Origin of the sequence: Enterococcus sp. DIV0802b, assembly GCF_050543535.1 — a bacterium.
GTDB classification, from domain to species: Bacteria; Bacillota; Bacilli; order Lactobacillales; family Enterococcaceae; genus Enterococcus_D; species Enterococcus_D entomosocium.
Genome location: NZ_CP172941.1, coordinates 2,017,673 through 2,034,696 on the forward strand (window position 1 = coordinate 2,017,673; position 17,024 = coordinate 2,034,696).

Annotated in this window: 15 protein-coding genes; 4 read left to right on the plus strand and 11 right to left on the minus strand. The window is 39.0% G+C overall.

The annotated features are described in order from the left end of the window. Nucleotides 1-66: 66 nt before the first annotated feature. The 3 genes from ptsP to IGJ12_RS09610 form a co-directional block, all read right to left on the minus strand. Nucleotides 67-1,794: a phosphoenolpyruvate--protein phosphotransferase gene (gene ptsP, locus IGJ12_RS09600; RefSeq protein ID WP_008378209.1), complete on the minus strand. Its 1,728-nt coding sequence runs from the start codon at nucleotides 1,792-1,794 to the stop codon at nucleotides 67-69. Beyond that, the gene (locus tag IGJ12_RS09605) at nucleotides 1,794-2,060 is read right to left on the minus strand and encodes a phosphocarrier protein HPr (RefSeq protein ID WP_003126335.1); all 267 of its coding nucleotides are present in this window, start codon (nucleotides 2,058-2,060) and stop codon (nucleotides 1,794-1,796) included. Before IGJ12_RS09605 ends, ptsP begins: the two co-directional genes overlap by 1 nt. A 160-nt stretch (nucleotides 2,061-2,220) precedes the next feature. Continuing rightward, complete coding sequence (locus tag IGJ12_RS09610) at nucleotides 2,221-2,412, minus strand: hypothetical protein (RefSeq protein WP_005235564.1); 192 nt, start codon at nucleotides 2,410-2,412, stop codon at nucleotides 2,221-2,223. 271 nt (nucleotides 2,413-2,683) lie between these two features. Here IGJ12_RS09610 and IGJ12_RS09615 point away from each other — a divergent pair, with 271 nt between their 5' ends. Further along, complete coding sequence (locus IGJ12_RS09615) at nucleotides 2,684-4,945, plus strand: AAA family ATPase (protein WP_430618960.1); 2,262 nt, start codon at nucleotides 2,684-2,686, stop codon at nucleotides 4,943-4,945. A 151-nt stretch (nucleotides 4,946-5,096) separates the two neighbouring features. Beyond that, on the plus strand, nucleotides 5,097-5,408 hold the full coding sequence (locus tag IGJ12_RS09620; RefSeq protein ID WP_008378223.1) for a DUF1827 family protein: 312 nt from the start codon (nucleotides 5,097-5,099) through the stop codon (nucleotides 5,406-5,408). Nucleotides 5,409-5,569: 161 nt separating this feature from the next. On the opposite strand, the gene IGJ12_RS09625 is transcribed toward IGJ12_RS09620, so the two are convergent. Next, nucleotides 5,570-6,889 carry a helix-turn-helix domain-containing protein gene (locus tag IGJ12_RS09625; protein WP_223347168.1) on the minus strand — a complete coding sequence of 440 codons (1,320 nt, stop codon included), beginning with the start codon at nucleotides 6,887-6,889 and terminating at the stop codon, nucleotides 5,570-5,572. 473 nt (nucleotides 6,890-7,362) lie between these two features. After that, entirely contained in the window at nucleotides 7,363-7,830 is a 468-nt protein-coding gene (locus IGJ12_RS09630) for a hypothetical protein (RefSeq protein WP_101699139.1), read from the minus strand. 1,031 nt (nucleotides 7,831-8,861) lie between these two features. On the opposite strand from IGJ12_RS09630, the gene IGJ12_RS09635 reads away from it, so the two are divergent. Continuing rightward, entirely contained in the window at nucleotides 8,862-9,344 is a 483-nt protein-coding gene (locus IGJ12_RS09635) for a hypothetical protein (protein ID WP_005235554.1), read from the plus strand. Between the two features lie 19 nt (nucleotides 9,345-9,363). Next, on the plus strand, nucleotides 9,364-10,422 hold the full coding sequence (locus tag IGJ12_RS09640) for a WxL protein peptidoglycan domain-containing protein (protein ID WP_005235552.1): 1,059 nt from the start codon (nucleotides 9,364-9,366) through the stop codon (nucleotides 10,420-10,422). A gap of 140 nt (nucleotides 10,423-10,562) precedes the next feature. Here IGJ12_RS09640 and IGJ12_RS09645 read toward each other — a convergent pair whose 3' ends face one another. The 6 genes from IGJ12_RS09645 to IGJ12_RS09670 form a co-directional block, all read right to left on the minus strand. Then, nucleotides 10,563-11,333, minus strand: a complete 771-nt coding sequence (locus tag IGJ12_RS09645) for a hypothetical protein (protein WP_430618961.1) — start codon at nucleotides 11,331-11,333, stop codon at nucleotides 10,563-10,565. A 664-nt stretch (nucleotides 11,334-11,997) separates the two neighbouring features. Continuing rightward, nucleotides 11,998-13,578, minus strand: a complete 1,581-nt coding sequence (locus tag IGJ12_RS09650) for a peptide chain release factor 3 (RefSeq protein ID WP_008378231.1) — start codon at nucleotides 13,576-13,578, stop codon at nucleotides 11,998-12,000. A 192-nt stretch (nucleotides 13,579-13,770) separates the two neighbouring features. Further along, nucleotides 13,771-14,586, minus strand: coding sequence for a MetQ/NlpA family ABC transporter substrate-binding protein (locus IGJ12_RS09655; RefSeq protein ID WP_144330602.1), 816 nt, complete (start codon nucleotides 14,584-14,586; stop codon nucleotides 13,771-13,773). A 5-nt stretch (nucleotides 14,587-14,591) separates the two neighbouring features. Further along, nucleotides 14,592-15,260, minus strand: a complete 669-nt coding sequence (locus tag IGJ12_RS09660; protein ID WP_086332439.1) for a methionine ABC transporter permease — start codon at nucleotides 15,258-15,260, stop codon at nucleotides 14,592-14,594. Then, complete coding sequence (locus IGJ12_RS09665) at nucleotides 15,247-15,972, minus strand: methionine ABC transporter ATP-binding protein (protein WP_144330601.1); 726 nt, start codon at nucleotides 15,970-15,972, stop codon at nucleotides 15,247-15,249. The genes IGJ12_RS09660 and IGJ12_RS09665 overlap by 14 nt, the downstream gene beginning before the upstream one ends. A 10-nt stretch (nucleotides 15,973-15,982) precedes the next feature. Beyond that, entirely contained in the window at nucleotides 15,983-16,999 is a 1,017-nt protein-coding gene (locus IGJ12_RS09670) for a lipoate--protein ligase (RefSeq protein WP_005235525.1), read from the minus strand. Between the last annotated feature and the right edge of the window lie 25 nt (nucleotides 17,000-17,024).

The window sequence follows — 17,024 nt, forward strand, 5'->3', positions numbered from 1 at the left end:
CAAACAAAATGTCTTCTTAAAACAAAAAAAGGCAACAAGCAAAAATTGCTTGTTGCCTAGAAATGATTATTTTACATACTGTTCGATTAACTCTACAACTTCTTCCATTGTATCGCAATCTTCTAAAGCACGTTTTGCTAATTCTTGCATGTCAGTGGTTGACAAACGTTTCATTAAGCTACGTGTTTTCAGAACAGATGTTGCACTCATTGAGAACTCATCTAAGCCCATACCTACAAGAAGTGGCACAGCAGTTTGATCGCCGGCCATTTCTCCACACATACCAGCCCATTTGCCTTCAGCATGCGCTGAATCGATCACGTTTTTGATCAAGCGTAAGATGGATGGGTTGTATGGTTGGTACAAGTAAGACACGCGTTCATTCATGCGGTCTGCAGCCATTGTGTATTGGATCAAGTCATTGGTACCAATACTGAAGAAGTCAACTTCCTTCGCAAACTTGTCTGCTAAGACAGCTGCTGCTGGAATTTCGATCATGATTCCGACTTGGATCTCGTTAGAAATCTCAACGCCTTCGTCAATCAATTTTTGACGCTCTTCTTCATACATTTTCTTCGCTGTACGGAACTCTTTCAATGTTGCCACCATTGGGAACATAATACGTAAGTTACCATGAGCAGAAGCACGTAACAACGCACGAAGTTGGGTACGGAACATGTCGTCCCCAAGTTCAGACAAGCTGATACGCAATGCACGATAGCCTAAGAAAGGATTCATTTCATGAGGCAATTTTAAGTAAGGAAGTTCTTTATCGCCACCGATATCCATTGTGCGGACAACCACTGGTTTTCCAGCCATTCCTTCTAGAACTGCTTTATACGCTTTATATTGGTCTTCTTCTGTTGGGAAATCAGGAGAATCCATGTACAAGAATTCAGTACGGTATAAACCGACTGCTTCTGCACCATTGTTGTGGACACCTTCTAAATCTTTTGGTGTACCAATGTTCGCAGCTAATTCAAAGTGCTTACCATCAGCCGTAACTGTTTCAGCATCTTTTAATTTTTCCCACTCTGCTTTTTGATCTGCGTAGGCTTTCCCAGCTTCAACAAATTCAGCCGCTTGGTCATCTGTCGGGTTGACGATAACGTCACCGATAATGCCGTTAACAGCTAAGATGTCGCCCGCTTTCACTTTTGCAGTGATCTCCATCGTTCCAACGATTGCTGGGATTTCAAGAGAACGTGCCATGATTGCGGAATGAGAAGTACGTCCACCGATATCTGTTACAAAAGCTTTAACAAAGTTGCGGTCTAATTGTGCGGTATCACTTGGTGTCAAGTCATGCGCAACAACGACTACTTCTTCGTTGATCATTGAAGGATTAGGCAAAGTCACATTCAACAAATGCGCCAAGATACGTTTAGCAACATCTTTGATGTCAGCTGCCCGTTCTTGCATGTAAGCATTGTCATCCATTGCTTCAAACATACCAATATACATGTCAGTAACTTCTTTCAATGCAGCTTCTGCATTGACTTTGTTATCTGTCACGTTTTGTTTGATTTGACCGATCATCTCAGGATCTGAAAGAACCATTAAATGAGCATCAAATACTTGTGCTTCTGCTTCACCTAAAGTTTGCGCTGCTTTGTCGCGGATTTGTTGTAATTCCGCTGTTGACTTCGCTAACGCATCATCTAAGCGTGCTTCCTCTGCTGCAGTATCTTCAACTGATACTTTTGAAAAAGATAAATCAGGTTGTACTAACAGGTAGGCTTTCGCAACGGCTACACCATCACTAGCAGCAATTCCTTTTAGCATCTCAACCATTATTCAGACAAACCTTCTTTTTTCATTGTTTCTACGATTGCAGCGATTGCATCTGCTTCGTCAGCACCTTCAGCAGTGATAGTTACATCAGAACCTTGGCCAACACCTAATGACATTACGCCCATGATTGATTTAAGGTTTACTGATTTACCTTTGTACTCTAAGTTGATATCAGAGTTGAATTTGCTTGCTGTTTGAACCAATAATGTAGCTGGACGTGCGTGAATCCCTGTCTCAGCAACTACGTGAAAATCTTTCTTTTCCATATTGATCAATCTCCTTTATGATACGTTTTTTTGTGTGAAGGCAAAATTTCCATGCATGCAATGATACCCGAAAAAAATCGCCCTTTCAACTGTTAAGATTACCATTTTTTTCCTCGATAGACAACCGTTTTCTCTTAAATAAACGATTGAAATAAATGTCCTATTTATTTTCTTGCACGTAACGGTAGATGATCTTCCCATTTAACCCCGCTTCTCCGACAAAAGAAGACCGGTCTTCCAACTGGAGCCAGACATCTCTAAACGCCAGAAATTCCGGCTGTTGGACAATCAATTCTTGGATCTCTCCATTACGTAAACGTACTACTTCTGCAGCAAAATCTCTGTTCTCCAACGTCTATTCTCACCTCTTTCTTTCTATTATATAGGAATTACTTTTTATTTAAAAGACCGCTTCTATAAGTGAAATCGAAGGTAAAATTTTTAAAGGTAAAATTCTTGCAGTCTGACAAAAAGTTAGTATAATAGAATTATGGTCAGTAAAGGTCAATAACACATTACCTTGAAGGTGACCGTTACTTTGCCCACAGCCCCTTTTCTTTTACAAGCAATCAAATGCGCCGTAAAATAGGGTTGTTGGAACAAATATGAAAGGTCGTGAATCTATGCTTTGTCAAAATTGCGGCAAAAATGAAGCTTCAATTCATTTATATGCCAATGTCAATGGTCAAAGAAAACAACTCGATTATTGTCAAAGTTGTTACCAAAAAATAAAAGCACAATCTGGGAATGCTGCAGCTGCAATGGCGCAAGATCCTTTTGGATTTGGCAATCTTGATGATTTATTCCGTCAAATGTCTCGTCAAATGCAGCAAGGAAATCCCCCTTATGAACAAACCCCACCGACACAAACTGGCGGTAACGGTTTTGTTGGCGGGCAACCACCACGCAATAACCAAGCGCCTGCGGGTCTGCTGGGAGAATATGGCATCAATATCACTCAAATGGCTCGTGATGGTGAAGTCGATCCAGTGGTCGGTCGTGATTCAGAAATCAAACGCGTGATCGAGATCCTTAATCGCCGAACCAAGAATAATCCTGTATTGATTGGTGAACCTGGGGTTGGGAAAACTGCCGTTGTTGAAGGGTTAGCCCAAAAAATCGTTGATGGTGATGTGCCACAAAAATTGATGGAAAAAGAAGTTATTCGTTTGGACGTTGCGTCGCTTGTTCAAGGCACAGGTATTCGTGGCCAATTTGAAGAACGCATCCAAAAATTGATCGAAGAAATCAAGCAAGCGGAAAATGTGATCTTGTTTATCGATGAAGTCCATGAAATCGTTGGCGCTGGTGCAGCCGGCGACGGAAATATGGATGCTGGAAACATCTTAAAACCAGCTCTTGCCCGTGGAGAACTACAAATGGTCGGAGCAACGACGTTAAATGAATACCGCATCATCGAAAAAGACGCCGCTTTAGAACGGCGTTTGCAACCAGTACGTGTGGATGAACCTTCTGTGGAAGAAACCATTCGTATTTTAAAAGGCCTACAACCGCGTTATGAAGATTACCATCATGTGAAATATACGGATGAAGCGATCGCAGCTGCCGCTACCCTTTCTAACCGTTACATTCAAGATCGATTCTTGCCTGATAAAGCGATCGATCTGCTAGATGAAACAGGTTCGAAGAAAAACTTGACGATCCAAATCGTTGATCCAAAAACGATCGAAAAGAAATTACAAGAAGCGGAAGAACAAAAACAAGCTGCCTCTCGAGAAGAAGATTTTGAAAAAGCTGCTTACTATCGCGATCAAATCAACAAGCTTCAAAAAATGAAAGAACGTCAAATCAGCGAAGAAGAAACGCCTGTCATCACCGAAAAAGACATGGAACAAATTGTTGAAGAACGGACAAATATCCCTGTTGGGGAATTAAAAGAAAAAGAACAAACCCAGTTGAGGAATCTTGCGGATGACTTGAAAGCTAAAGTTATTGGTCAAGACGAAGCAATCGACAAAGTTGCAAAAGCGATCCGCAGAAATCGGGTCGGTTTAGGCAAACAAAACCGTCCGATCGGCTCTTTCCTATTCGTCGGTCCAACCGGTGTCGGGAAAACCGAATTAGCAAAACAATTAGCTTATGAAATGTTTGGTTCTGAAGAATCAATGATTCGTTTCGACATGTCAGAATACATGGAGAAACACAGTGTATCCAAATTGATTGGTTCTCCTCCAGGCTATGTTGGCTATGAAGAAGCAGGTCAATTGACTGAAAAAGTTCGTCGGAATCCTTACAGCTTGATTCTATTAGATGAAGTAGAAAAAGCCCATCCTGATGTATTGCATATGTTCTTGCAAATTCTCGATGATGGTCGCTTGACCGATGCTCAAGGACGTACCGTCAGCTTTAAGGACACCTTGATCATCATGACAAGTAATGCCGGAACCGGCAAAGTTGAAGCTAACGTTGGCTTCGGTGCGGCGCGTGAAGGTATCACTCGTTCCGTTTTGAATCAATTGAATAATTACTTTACACCAGAGTTTCTCAACCGCTTTGACGGCATCATCGAATTTAAAGCTTTAAGCAAGGAAAACTTGTTATCGATCGTGTCTCTCATGCTGCATGAAGTCAATCAAACCCTTAACCAACAAAAATTGCATATCGACGTTCCACAAGACGTGCAAGAAAAATTGGTGGATCTTGGTTACAGTGCAACGATGGGGGCTCGCCCATTGCGTAGAACCATCCAAGATCAAATCGAAGACGGCATTGCAGAATTTTATCTTGAGCATCCACAAGTACATCAACTAAAAGCACAATTAGAAGATGCAGATAAAATCATTGTGACCTCCGCTGAGTCCCCTGCACCTCTTGAAGAAGCCAATCCGGCTTCTGAAGAAGAAGCATCGGAAACAAACGAGTAACAAGCTGCCAAAACGTGTAACGAAACGTTTCCTTTGCCAGACAACCATGTTTTGCCAAAAAATTGGGTAATTCCGAGTTGTCTGGCTTTTCTTTTGAAAAAAAACGCCCTATAATGTTATTAATAAATACATAGAATGTGAGGTGAGTCTGGTGAAATTAATCAATGTTACGAACAGCCATTCTCGACTAGTATTGAATCAACTTGAAAATACCGACGCGGAACTTGTAAAGGTTTACACAGCCGGAGATACAACCGTGATCTTTACCTCAGCGCCGAACCACAATGAAATTTTGCTGATCAATAAAAAAAGAACTATTCGCCCGACGGAAGTTGAAGAAATCAAAAATTACTTCTTGAAAAAATTACCTGATGGCTCTTATGATCCTGCAACGATCTCTGTGATCCAAATGCCCGAAGTGGTGGAAATCTCCATCAAAAAAACGCTATCCTCATCACGTTAGCTTTGCCTGATCATGGGTTTAAAAAATATCTATAAAAGGTGACTGTCGCAGCCCTCTTTTATAGATATCTTTTTTTGTCTTCTCTCTTCCTTCTTTTGGTTAGTACTTCGATCAACGATACCTGATGTTCAAGTAAAAAAAGAGAGCCATACGCTCTCTTTTCAAGTATATTTATTAGAAATCATCGACTGGATCATCACATTTAGATTGTGCCAATCCTTGGTACTATGAACATTGCCAAAAAATGTGAATTTCTGCGACTCATTATGGATTAGCACGCCATCAGAAACCAATATATCTGAGTCTCCTAAATTCGAACTAAAGTGAATCACATTTTCATTGTAAATTTTCAACAGTTTGTTTTTAATGACCGGAATATATTCTGGATGGTTCAAAAGAGAAATACCAATGCGAATCGGTTCCTCTTCCTGGATAGGTAAATAAGACGCTGTGATCTGAGCGATTTTCCTTAAGAAGAGGGCTTCTTTTTCTATTACAAACGAATGGCGCTGCAAGGCAGCTGCAATCAGCTCTTCCACCTCTAATACTCGTTCGTTCGTAGAGGACAAATCTTCAGTAGACACAAAACTATCCAAAAAGAGATGAAGACAGCCCCATGTATTCATCACTAATTCATAGGTAATGAATTCTTCGATCTCTTTAGAAAGATTATACTTTTGCGACAAGACAGCTACAACATCGGCAGAAAATTCGACCAGCGGATTTCCTAAAAGATTTCTCAGCTTTTGGCCCAAAAGTAGTTTTTCTTGATCCGAGATCGTTTCAGGTATGAAAAGAAAAACCCAGAAATGATAAAAAATCTGTTCTTTCTCAATATCTTGCTGACTTCTGATCGGCAGCAGCTTGATCACTTGCTTTTCCCCATCTAGTTGCTTGATTTGCTCATAAATAGTGATGGAAGCATCGTCTAACTCGTTGACAATATAGCCTCTCAACACCGCATTTTCAATGATTGAAAACATAATGTCGTGCTTCACTTTCGTGGTTTTTAACGGCTCATATTCTTTAGCTGCTAATTCAACGCTGGCACGGGTTCGCTGATTGATGTATACATTACAAGCCATGATCTCAACTAAATAATGGTACATCCTCACACACGGCTCTGCCCCTGTCAAATCAATGGAATCTGTATTGTTATTGATAGTAATCGGAACATTTTGGATAACCAGCATTTTCTTAAGATAGCTGATCAATTTATAACAATAAGAAATACTAAAAATCAATTCTTCCGAGATGTCCACCATACGGGTCTTTCTTTTTCTTAACAAATAGGATAATAGACGATAATAAGGAGATTCTAAGAAATATTTTTTCTTTAGATTCACAAAAATATGCAGGCTTTGTTCTTCATTTAATTCTCGTGACAAATAAACAGTTCTCTTTTTCAGCAAAAAAATTGACTCGTCAAAAGTCGTAAACTCTCTCATATCTTCGGCGATTTCATTGATCAATATTTTCACCTGATACAAAGATTTGTTTGTCGTTTCACAAATTTTATCGAGAGACAGCTGCTTCTCCAAAATGATATTTCTAACAACAGTTAATTTATCTACCTGTTTTTTGGTTAAATAAAACCTATACAATTTTTCTATATACTCCAAAATTTTTTACCCGCCTTATTTAAAAAGTATCCCAGTATCCAATTATAGTAAAATAAACTTAAATTCAAGCCTCTTTTTTCATTAAACGGACAATTTTAATAAAAACTTCAGAAAAATCCCCTCTTCTTTAAAACAGTACGGGTGAGAAAAACTTGTGAAACGATTCTTATTTTTTGTAACATAAAAGTGTTGGAAACCATGAAAAAGAACCTGTGAATTAGCTGTTTCCATAAACTTAGAAAAAATTCGTATTCTTTCATTGATTGGTAAGTGACTTGGAGAGTAAAATCATTTTCTAGCTGGACAAACTTCTTTGAGGAATCAAGTTCATTTCAAAGAGCTTGTAATAAAATATCTTCTCTTTTTAGCCAGCAATCTTTGTATTCATAAATGTTGATGATCGACAATTCATCACTCATTTGATTGATTGACCGCATGATTTCTTCATCATCCGAATCAACATTGCCAATGACATGCAAATCATAATGAACACCAGATTTATCCACGCACTCAACGATATAGCTGATCACATCTCCCCAAAAATGTTCCAATCGATGACTGCCGCCTGCTTTTTCTAACCTTGAACGTTCAGCGATACACAAAACGTTTTTCGAAGAGTATTGCAAGATGTTGATTTCCCCTAGTGATTGTGCTAAGTAGTCAAGAACCGATTGGCGATCATCTTCTTGATCCACAATTAAATTTCTCTCTAAAATCGTATTCGTCTTGTTGCTGAAAAAGCGCACAGTCAACATGGTAGCATTCTTTTGTCGACTGAAATTTATTCTGGTTTGCAGCATTTTGATTCACTCCTTAAAAGAACTTTGATCCTCTGCTATTAAGGATATAGTAAGAACCAGCCGATTTTTATCGTCTTTTTTTCAAAAAAACTACAAATAAAATAATCATTGTTCCTCATTTTTCTTTCTACTGACTAAAAGACCTGTTAATTAGAAACGAGTAGCAACTTCATAAAAATAAAAGAGACAAAAAAACTCTAAGGTTTCTTCAAAGAGTCTTATTGTATATTCTCCTAATATTATGAATCCTACTAAAATCTAGTATTAATGAGATAGTAATTCTAAACAGCTAATTTTTTTGAGATATTTTTAAAATGAAACAAGTACGGATTTATAATTTTAAGCTTGAAGCAACCTTTAATATCTCTGTCCCGTTAAGGTAGAAGATTTATAGGTACAGATTACAAATTGAATAAAAACATTAATTGATAATTTTCAAATCTATGACTTTGATTGCCCATTCAATAGAAATGCATAAATAGAACAATACGTTCAATCCCCACCTATGCAATAGTTCATACTCGTAAAACTACTTCTATAAATAGTATCTTAAAAATGATAGAAGATTGTATTCTACTGAATTGCAGATGTTCACGAAAGAAATAACAGATATGAATCTTCAGAACTGATTCCCCTGATAGCGACTGATTCAGAGCAAATTCTCAGAGACTACGAATAACAATATAATTACTTTGCTAGGTCGAATCGTAGTTGGAACGACAATTCTTTCAACTCTGAGAAGATCTTGACTTAAAATATTAGCCAAATTGTAACATTGCAACAAAATTATTTTCATATAAATCATTACCGCACGGACAATTGCTACACAGAAAAATATGTGGACTTGATAATCAACATCACTTGACTACTAGAAAATTTGATTAAATTATTTTATAAAAAATCAGATTAATAAAATACTTTCTACTTTTTCATTAAAAATAGCGCAAAAACGGATAATAACTTAATACATCATCATTGTATACTTTATTTAAGCAGTAAATCATCTGCAAAAATTAAAGTGAGGTTTTATTATGAAAAAAGTTATTTTGGGTACTACATTGGCAACATCTTTACTACTAGTAGGAGGAATCACTGCGTCAGCAGATGTTGCTATGCCAGAGGTTCCCTCTGTTCCATTTGCTGTTACTATAACAGAAGGAACATCTAGTTTTGCATTTAATGATATGAATTTAAACGAAACGTTCGAAATAAGTCCAGCATTATTTGTCAACGGAACAATGACAGGAACTATTGAAAACGTTGGCGGAACATTAACAAACTTAACTCGTTCAGTTAATAAAGTTACAATTACAGTTTCTTCTGATTCTGAAGGAATCGTTATCACCGAAAATGGTGATGTTGCCGTTGAAGCAGAAGCTATTTCCCAATCAGTAGCTACCAGCGTAGATACAACTTTCACATTCAATCGTCAAACTGCTTTGCTAGATGGCACACCCACTATCACAGTTACTGCATCAGATACTACTGACTTAGACAATGGCCAAGACCTTTAATTCTTAAAAAGGATAACATATGGATAAAATATCAAAACACAGAGACTCCTTTCTAAGAGTTTCTGTGTTCTTCCTCATATTGACAATAATCGCAAATATAAATATAAGTATTGCAACAGCGAATGAGACAACGAATACTTTAAAACTATCGCTTAGCGATACCGAATATGAGACATCAAGAAATACTATTACTCTTCCTTCTGATGTTGATAAAAAGTATACATTTGACATTAAATTGGAAAACATCGGAGCTGGTGATTCATCAATAGTGGTCACTCCCTTTGCTTCAACTGCTATTTCAAGAGAATCCTCTATTTTGTACACTTCGAATACAGAGAACCTTCTCGATGATAAATACGACTTTTCAAATTATGTTACTATCGCTTCAGAAGCTATAGACGAAGAGAATCAAATAGAAATTGCTCCTAATGAATCTGTTGGTGTCAGCATTACCATAAATGTTCCAGACGACATAGAGCTTGAAGGTACTGTAATGGGTGGAATTAATTTTAAGCAAATATTAGGTGTTCAAACAGCTGAAGATTCTATTAGTATTGCGTCTGCCTACGAGTCTATCATTTTTATCAACTTAATTTTTAGCAAATATGAGGATATTCAAGATATTATTTATCAAGATTTCTCATTTGTTGCTCTTCAGGACACGATAAACCTACAATTTTATGCCCTCAACTATAATCCTATTTTAGGCAACTTAAACAATGCGCTCTACGAACTAATAAACCCAAATGGAGAAACAATTGCCTCTGGAGAGTTAGCAGATTCCGTTCTTTTAACGCCGTTAACCAAATCAAGAATGCAGATTCCTTTAATAGACGATAGTGAGCTTATTGAAGGCGAATACCGTTTAACAATAGAAACAACTAGAAAAGCGATCACCACTACTTTTTCTTATGAGAAAGAGGACTTGGATAACTTCAAAAAAGAGAACCGTCCAACGAACGCTGCCAACGTTCAGACAAATAATCAAATCCTTATCTGGATCATCTTTGTTCTCATTGCAGCGCTAGCAACTGCAGTCATCTACATTTTAAAATCAAAAAGAAAAAGAGAGGGCTAGTTCCTCTCTTTTGTTCTGCTTCTACTTATTCCATTGGTCATCAATTATTGAGAGATTCCTTTTTAAAGAAATGTTGCGTATCTTCTCTCCATGGTTTCCTCTTTAGGAAGAAATAGAAGAAGTGAGACAAGAAAAACTGCTCATATCAAATAAGCGGTTTTTCCTAATATAAATCTAAACATATTTGTTTCAATGATCATTTCTTTTGAAAAAAATGTTGCTGTCTCACATTGGCTTTTCTTCCCTAAAAAAAACTCAGTACCAGCCTCATCCTCAACATCACTGATTGAATCTTCTAGTTTGGTAGAATCCTTATCAAGCGAGTCTTCTTCCAAGTTTGCTTGCTCGTCGTAAATAGATTCTGCTTCTTCCTTTTGGCTCTCAGAATCATCTTCGATGCCATTGTCTTCTTGCTTTTCATCGTCTTGGTCTTCAGTCATTAAATTCTCATCCGATATCTCTTCTTTTTCCTCATCCGTCTGATTCATTTTTATATCTTTCGTAAAGGTCTCTGAATCATCAATTGCTGTAAAAGTGACTGATAGGTAGTACTCAGAGTTGGAATCAAGATATTCCTTTATGTTCAATGTTGCAGCTACGTTAAGAATCATTGATGCTTCATCAGTATCCTCAATCTGAATGATTTTCTCTTCCGAACCGTTCACGCTGTTTAGTTCTGCTGAAAATGCCTTCCCGACAGCTGTGATCTCTACGCCAAAAGCACCTTCACTGCCGTTGCTATCGACGGTCAACTGAAGATCTTGTGTGGTTTTCAACAAATAATAGTGTTCGTCATTAAAGTCAATCGTGTTCAAATCAAAAATCAACGTTTCGGAAACCTCATCAGCCGCAGCCTCTACTGTTGGAAAGAAAAATATCGCCGAAAATATGAATAACAAACTTTTTAGCACTACATGGTCCCCTTTCTTCTTTCAGAAATCACTTTTATTTAACAAATAATCATTCGCTTTAGCAAAATCGATCTATAGATAACTAGTAGACTAGCAATGAGACTAATTCATTTTGGATTTATGAAGCCATGGTTCACCAACGGAAAACTTAAGCCATCTGTTAGCAGTGCTTCAAATGAAGTTTTAAGGGCTATAACCGAATCATGCTCAGATAAAGAAAGTTTAGTCTTCACTAGTAGCATCTGACAAAAAGAACTTATCCCTCGATCAAATGATTAAATGACCTCTATCACTGGCAATCTATTCTCTGCTTTCCCTCTACTTTCAAACAAGTGAAAATTTCCTGAATCACCAAATGTGCCTATGATATTTTTCTATTCATTTCAAGTGCACTTCCTTGCGGTCATCTTTAATACTACGCTCTTTTTCCAACTCTTTTTATCTTCTTTTAAAAGAATGCTTATAAATTAGGATAATTGTCTGATCATTGGACCATTGCCCCAATCACACAGCCTTCCTTCTGTATCAAAAGCACGTTTTCAGCAAAAAAAGCCCCTTCTTATCCATTTTGATAAGAAAGGACTTTCTACGATCGTTCAATTCAAAAAGATCAGCCTTACGTACAGAGTTGCGCATACCTAGACAGGCTCGCGGGAAACGGCTCTTACATCAAGCTCTTCAATTCGACATCTGGGTACTTATCTGCGAACCAACGCATCGCAAATTGATTCTCAAACAAGAACAATGGCTGGTCGAAACGGTCTTTCGCTAAAATGTTACGACTGGAGCTCATACGCTCATCCAAGTCTTTCGGATCGATCCAACGGGCGATCTTGTGGCCCATTGGGGTCATGATGACTTCCGCATTGTACTCATTCATCATGCGATATTGGAAAACTTCAAATTGCAGTTGCCCGACAGCACCGATGATATACTCATCACTAAGATACGTCTTGTACAACTGGATAGCCCCTTCTTGGACCAACTGATAGATTCCTTTATGGAAAGATTTTTGCTTCATCACATTTTTCGCAGTAACTTTCATAAAGAGTTCCGGAGTAAACGATGGCAGCTCTTCGTAAGCAACTTTTAGTTTTCCTTCATAAATCGTGTCACCGATTTGATAATTCCCCGTGTCATAGACACCAATGATATCTCCGGCGACAGCTTCTTCAATATTTTCACGGGTATCAGCCATAAATTGAGTCACATTACTGAGTTTCATTTTTTTGCCAGTACGTTCTAAAGTAACGTCCATGCCTCGTTCAAAGGTTCCTGAACAAATGCGGACAAAGGCGATCCGGTCACGATGGGCAGGATTCATGTTTGCTTGGATCTTGAATACAAACCCAGACATTTCTGGTTCATAAGGACTGACTTCCTCACCAGCTAGTGTTTTATGTCCGTAAGGTGCTGGTGCAAAAGTCAAGAAGGTTTCTAAAAAGGTCTGTACGCCAAAATTTGTGAGAGCAGAACCAAAGAATACAGGGGTTTGATCGCCCCGAGCGATTTTTTCTGTATCAAAGGCGTCGCCAGCTTCTTGCAGCAATTCCACTTCTTCTAAAACTTGTTGGAACAGCCCATCTTCGGCAAATGGATGATCTGCTGGGAATTGACCATTTTCATCTAGGGCAACTAAACGTTCCCCACCGTGATTGTCAGGACGGTAAAATTCGACCCGTTGGTTGTGGATATCATACAGTCCTTCCAAGCCTTTCCCCATGCCGATCGGCCAATTCATTGGAAATGATTCGATCTCTAAAAGATCTTCTAGTTCTTCTAATAATTCTAATGGTTCGCGGCCATCACGGTCGAGTTTATTGATAAAAGTAAAAATCGGAATACCACGTTTTTTAACGACCTGGAAGAGTTTTTTCGTTTGTGCTTCGATCCCTTTTGCGCTATCGATCACCATGACAGCACTATCCACCGCCATCAAGGTACGGTAGGTATCTTCAGAAAAGTCCTCATGCCCAGGGGTATCTAAAATATTGACCCGTTTGCCTTGGTAATCAAACTGCATAACGGAACTGGTAACGGAGATCCCCCGTTGTTTTTCGATTTCCATCCAGTCGGACTTTGCGAAATTACCAGTCTTTTTCCCTTTGACCGTACCAGCTTGGCGAATCGCGCCACCGAATAATAATAATTGTTCTGTAATGGTTGTTTTCCCCGCATCCGGATGGGAAATAATCGCAAAGGTACGGCGACTATCGACTTGTTGTTTTAATTTTGGATTATCCATTGATTCTATTGCTCCATTTCTTGTATTTACAATGCGAACAGTGTCTATTTTAGACTGTCGCTAGTTTTCTGACCAAATCAGTATATCATGGATAAGGGTGATAAAAAAGCAAAAAAAGACAAGAAACCCCTTTGACTACTCTCTTTTAGAGAGTTAGGCAAAGGGCGCTCCTTCCATTTTGATAGAAATAAATTAAAATGCTGGCAATAAGGTATCGCTATGCTCGTTTTCTAAAAACTCACGAACTTTATCGCTAGTCATGGCACGGCGCAATACAGCGATTTTTTCAGAATCTTGATTGTCTTCTCGAGCAACCAATGAGATAGCAAAGCGATCATCGATGGTTTTTTCTAAGAAAAGGGCATCTGCTGGTTTCAAACCGATTTTCGCGATATAGGTTGGGTAATTATATACCAAAGATACGTTTGGTTCATCATAGGCTTCCGCAAGATTCAGTAAATCGACAGATAACCACTCAAAATTTTTCGGATTTTCGGTAATGTCTTTTAATGTCCCATTGACACCAACGCCTTCTTTAAGGGTAATCAATCCTTCTTCTGCTAAAATCGCTAACGCTCGACCTTCATTGGACACATCATTTGGCAATGCGACTTTCGTTCCTTCTGGAATATCATTGATATCCGTATACTCTTTGGAATAAAAACCGACTTTTGCGTTGTAGATTTTATCTAGTGCCACTAGGTTTGCATCTTTTTCTTCATTATACATTTGCATATATGGTTCATGTTGCGCAAAGTTAGCATCAACCTCGTCATTATTCAGCAACTCATTGTACTGGATATTGTCATTGACTTGGACCAATTGGATTTCCCAGCCATCTTCCACTGCTTCAGCTGCAACCTTTACGACATCGGTCATTGGCGTCGTTTGCGAAGCGACCTTGATGATTTTCTCTTCGCTCGCCTCATCAGAACCTGTACCGCAAGCCCCCAATACACCTAATGCCAATACACTCAATCCTAAAACAAATCCTTTTTTCACTTTCATTCCTCCTATTTTCGTTTATCAAGTTTTCTTGCTGCTTGATTGCCAATCCCTTGCAGGATAAAGACCAAAAGAATCATGATGATAATTGCAAAATACATCACGCCATACTCATAACGCTGGTACCCATAACGGATCGCAAAATCGCCGATACCGCCGCCACCAACGATCCCCATCACCGTCGAATAAGAAACCATGCTGACTGCTGTCGTCGTTAAAGATAAAATCAAGCCGCTTCTAGCTTCCACTAGTAAAAACGACCAAACATACTGCCATTGACTGACACCAAGAGATTTCGCCAAATAAGAAACTTCTTCTGGAACATCCAACAGCACTTGCTCCGTCAAACGAGCAAAAATACTCATAGCAACGATGCTCAAAGGAAAACTGGCGGGAATCGGTCCAAATGAGCTGCCTAAAAGCATCCGCGTCAACGGGATCAACGCTACAACAAATAATAAAAAAGGAAACGAGCGGATGATCGTCACAACGAGATTCAAACACTCATAAAGAAATGAGATTTTTTTCCCTCGGCTGCGACTGAGAAAAAGCCAGACACCTAACGGTAGACCTAAGACAATGGCTGCGAGCATCGAAATGCCCATCATGATCGCTGTTTCTTTCAAAGATTGCAGCAATTCAGGCAGATAATACAAAATACTCTCACTGATCGTCATGCAGCAGACTCCTCTCCACTTTGTTCACATAAGAGCTTTCAATGCGGACGATTGGTTGTGGCTGATTGGCAAACTCCGCCTCAAAGACGGCATCCTCCAATACAAACACACGTTGACAAATTTGTCGGACGGCCGATAGCTCATGACTGACAAAGACGACAGCTGGTTGAAACGTCTGTTGAACTTTTTGGAGCAAAGCAAGAACATCGGCTTTCGTATCTTCGTCCAGCGCACTAGTGGGCTCGTCACACAGCAAGATTTTGGGCTCACGGATCAAAGCCCGTGCAATAGCCACTCGTTGTTTCTCTCCGCCGCTTAACTTGGCCGGATAGATGTGGGCTTTATCTTCCATGCCAACAAACGAAAGCATCTCAAGTACCATATCTGCTGACTTTCCCATTAACTTCAAGGGCAAATAGACATTTTCGAAAACGGTTCGATTGTGTAACAGATTGTAATTTTGAAAAATCATGCCGATTTCTTGTTGTGCACGTAGCAGATGCTTTTTATTCGATGTATCGATTTTTTTGCCATCAAAAAGTAATTCCCCGCTGTCAGGGGTTTCAATCAAGTTTAAAAGCCGCAACAACGTCGATTTTCCTGAGCCGCTTTTGCCGACGACCCCAACGATTTCTCCTGCCTGAACAGAAAAAGACAAACCACCGAGAACCTTTCGATCGTAACGCTTTGTGAGATTGATCGCTTCTAACATCTTTTTCCTCCTAATCAAACAGCAATGCTAAAAATTCAGAAGCGGTCATCTGATGGATAAACTGATCGATGGCGATTCCCTCTAGCAAGCGGCTAATGGTGCTTTTTTCAAAATCAATACCTTGCAACATCGCTTCAAGTTCACTGATCTCTTTTTGTCCAAAAAAATCACCGGTAATTTGAATCGCTGCAATCTTGCCTTTGTTGACAGTAAAATCGACTTCAACAATCCCAACCTGCTCAAACCGCTTTCTTTTTTGCCATTCGAAAGCAGGCGCTTCATTAAAAATCCACTCATTATTGGCATATCGTTCTTCAAACAGTGTTTGGATCGCTTGTCGATCGGTTTCCGTTAAGACGATCTCTTGCTCACTGATTTCATCAATCGATTCTACTTCATAGATTCGGCAAAGCAGTGTATCTCGAAATTCCTTGGTATCCATTGATTGGTATTGCTCTGCCAAAAAGGGCTTGATATTCGTCACACTTTTCCGAACTGATTTCGTGGCTTTAGAAGCAATTTTTTCTTGGGCAACATGTAGAACTTTCGTCAATTCTTCTAGATCCACATCATACATCAATGTGCCATGGGAATACGTCCGGCCTTTTTTTGTATACATCGCATTGCCAGAAAACTTTTTCCCATCAATGAACAGATCATTACGGCCATGTACTTCAACATCCTTGGCTCCCATTGCCGCTAAGCCTTTCATGATAGGTTGTGTTGCACTTTGATAGTCACCAAAGCTCGTGGCATCTTTTTTGGTGACAAAACTAAAACTCATATTGCCTAGATCGTCATAAACCGCTCCACCACCAGACGTTCTGCGAGTCAAAACGATCTTACGGCTTCTTAGATAGTCAAAATCAATCTCTTGATACGCATTTTGATTTCTGCCGATTATAACACATGGTTTTTGTATGTATAACAGAAGACAAGGCTCCGAAACATCTACGTTATTCATCAAATACTCTTCAGTCGCCAAATTGTAACGGATATCTTCACTAAGCATACGGTAAAATTTCATTTCAAGCCCCTCATTCTCATTATAT

What these genes read in the sequence shown, in the direction of transcription:
- IGJ12_RS09660 (WP_086332439.1), bottom strand. Translation starts at nt 15,260, where the DNA reads ATGACGATCAGTGAGAGTATTTTGTATTATCTGCCTGAATTGCTGCAA.
- IGJ12_RS09650 (WP_008378231.1), bottom strand. Translation starts at nt 13,578, where the DNA reads ATGGATAATCCAAAATTAAAACAACAAGTCGATAGTCGCCGTACCTTT.
- IGJ12_RS09630 (WP_101699139.1), bottom strand. Translation starts at nt 7,830, where the DNA reads ATGCTGCAAACCAGAATAAATTTCAGTCGACAAAAGAATGCTACCATG.
- ptsP (WP_008378209.1), bottom strand. Translation starts at nt 1,794, where the DNA reads ATGGTTGAGATGCTAAAAGGAATTGCTGCTAGTGATGGTGTAGCCGTT.
- IGJ12_RS09670 (WP_005235525.1), bottom strand. Translation starts at nt 16,999, where the DNA reads ATGAAATTTTACCGTATGCTTAGTGAAGATATCCGTTACAATTTGGCG.
- IGJ12_RS09665 (WP_144330601.1), bottom strand. Translation starts at nt 15,972, where the DNA reads ATGTTAGAAGCGATCAATCTCACAAAGCGTTACGATCGAAAGGTTCTC.
- IGJ12_RS09640 (WP_005235552.1), top strand. Translation starts at nt 9,364, where the DNA reads ATGGATAAAATATCAAAACACAGAGACTCCTTTCTAAGAGTTTCTGTG.
- IGJ12_RS09635 (WP_005235554.1), top strand. Translation starts at nt 8,862, where the DNA reads ATGAAAAAAGTTATTTTGGGTACTACATTGGCAACATCTTTACTACTA.
- IGJ12_RS09655 (WP_144330602.1), bottom strand. Translation starts at nt 14,586, where the DNA reads ATGAAAGTGAAAAAAGGATTTGTTTTAGGATTGAGTGTATTGGCATTA.
- IGJ12_RS09605 (WP_003126335.1), bottom strand. Translation starts at nt 2,060, where the DNA reads ATGGAAAAGAAAGATTTTCACGTAGTTGCTGAGACAGGGATTCACGCA.
- IGJ12_RS09615 (WP_430618960.1), top strand. Translation starts at nt 2,684, where the DNA reads ATGCTTTGTCAAAATTGCGGCAAAAATGAAGCTTCAATTCATTTATAT.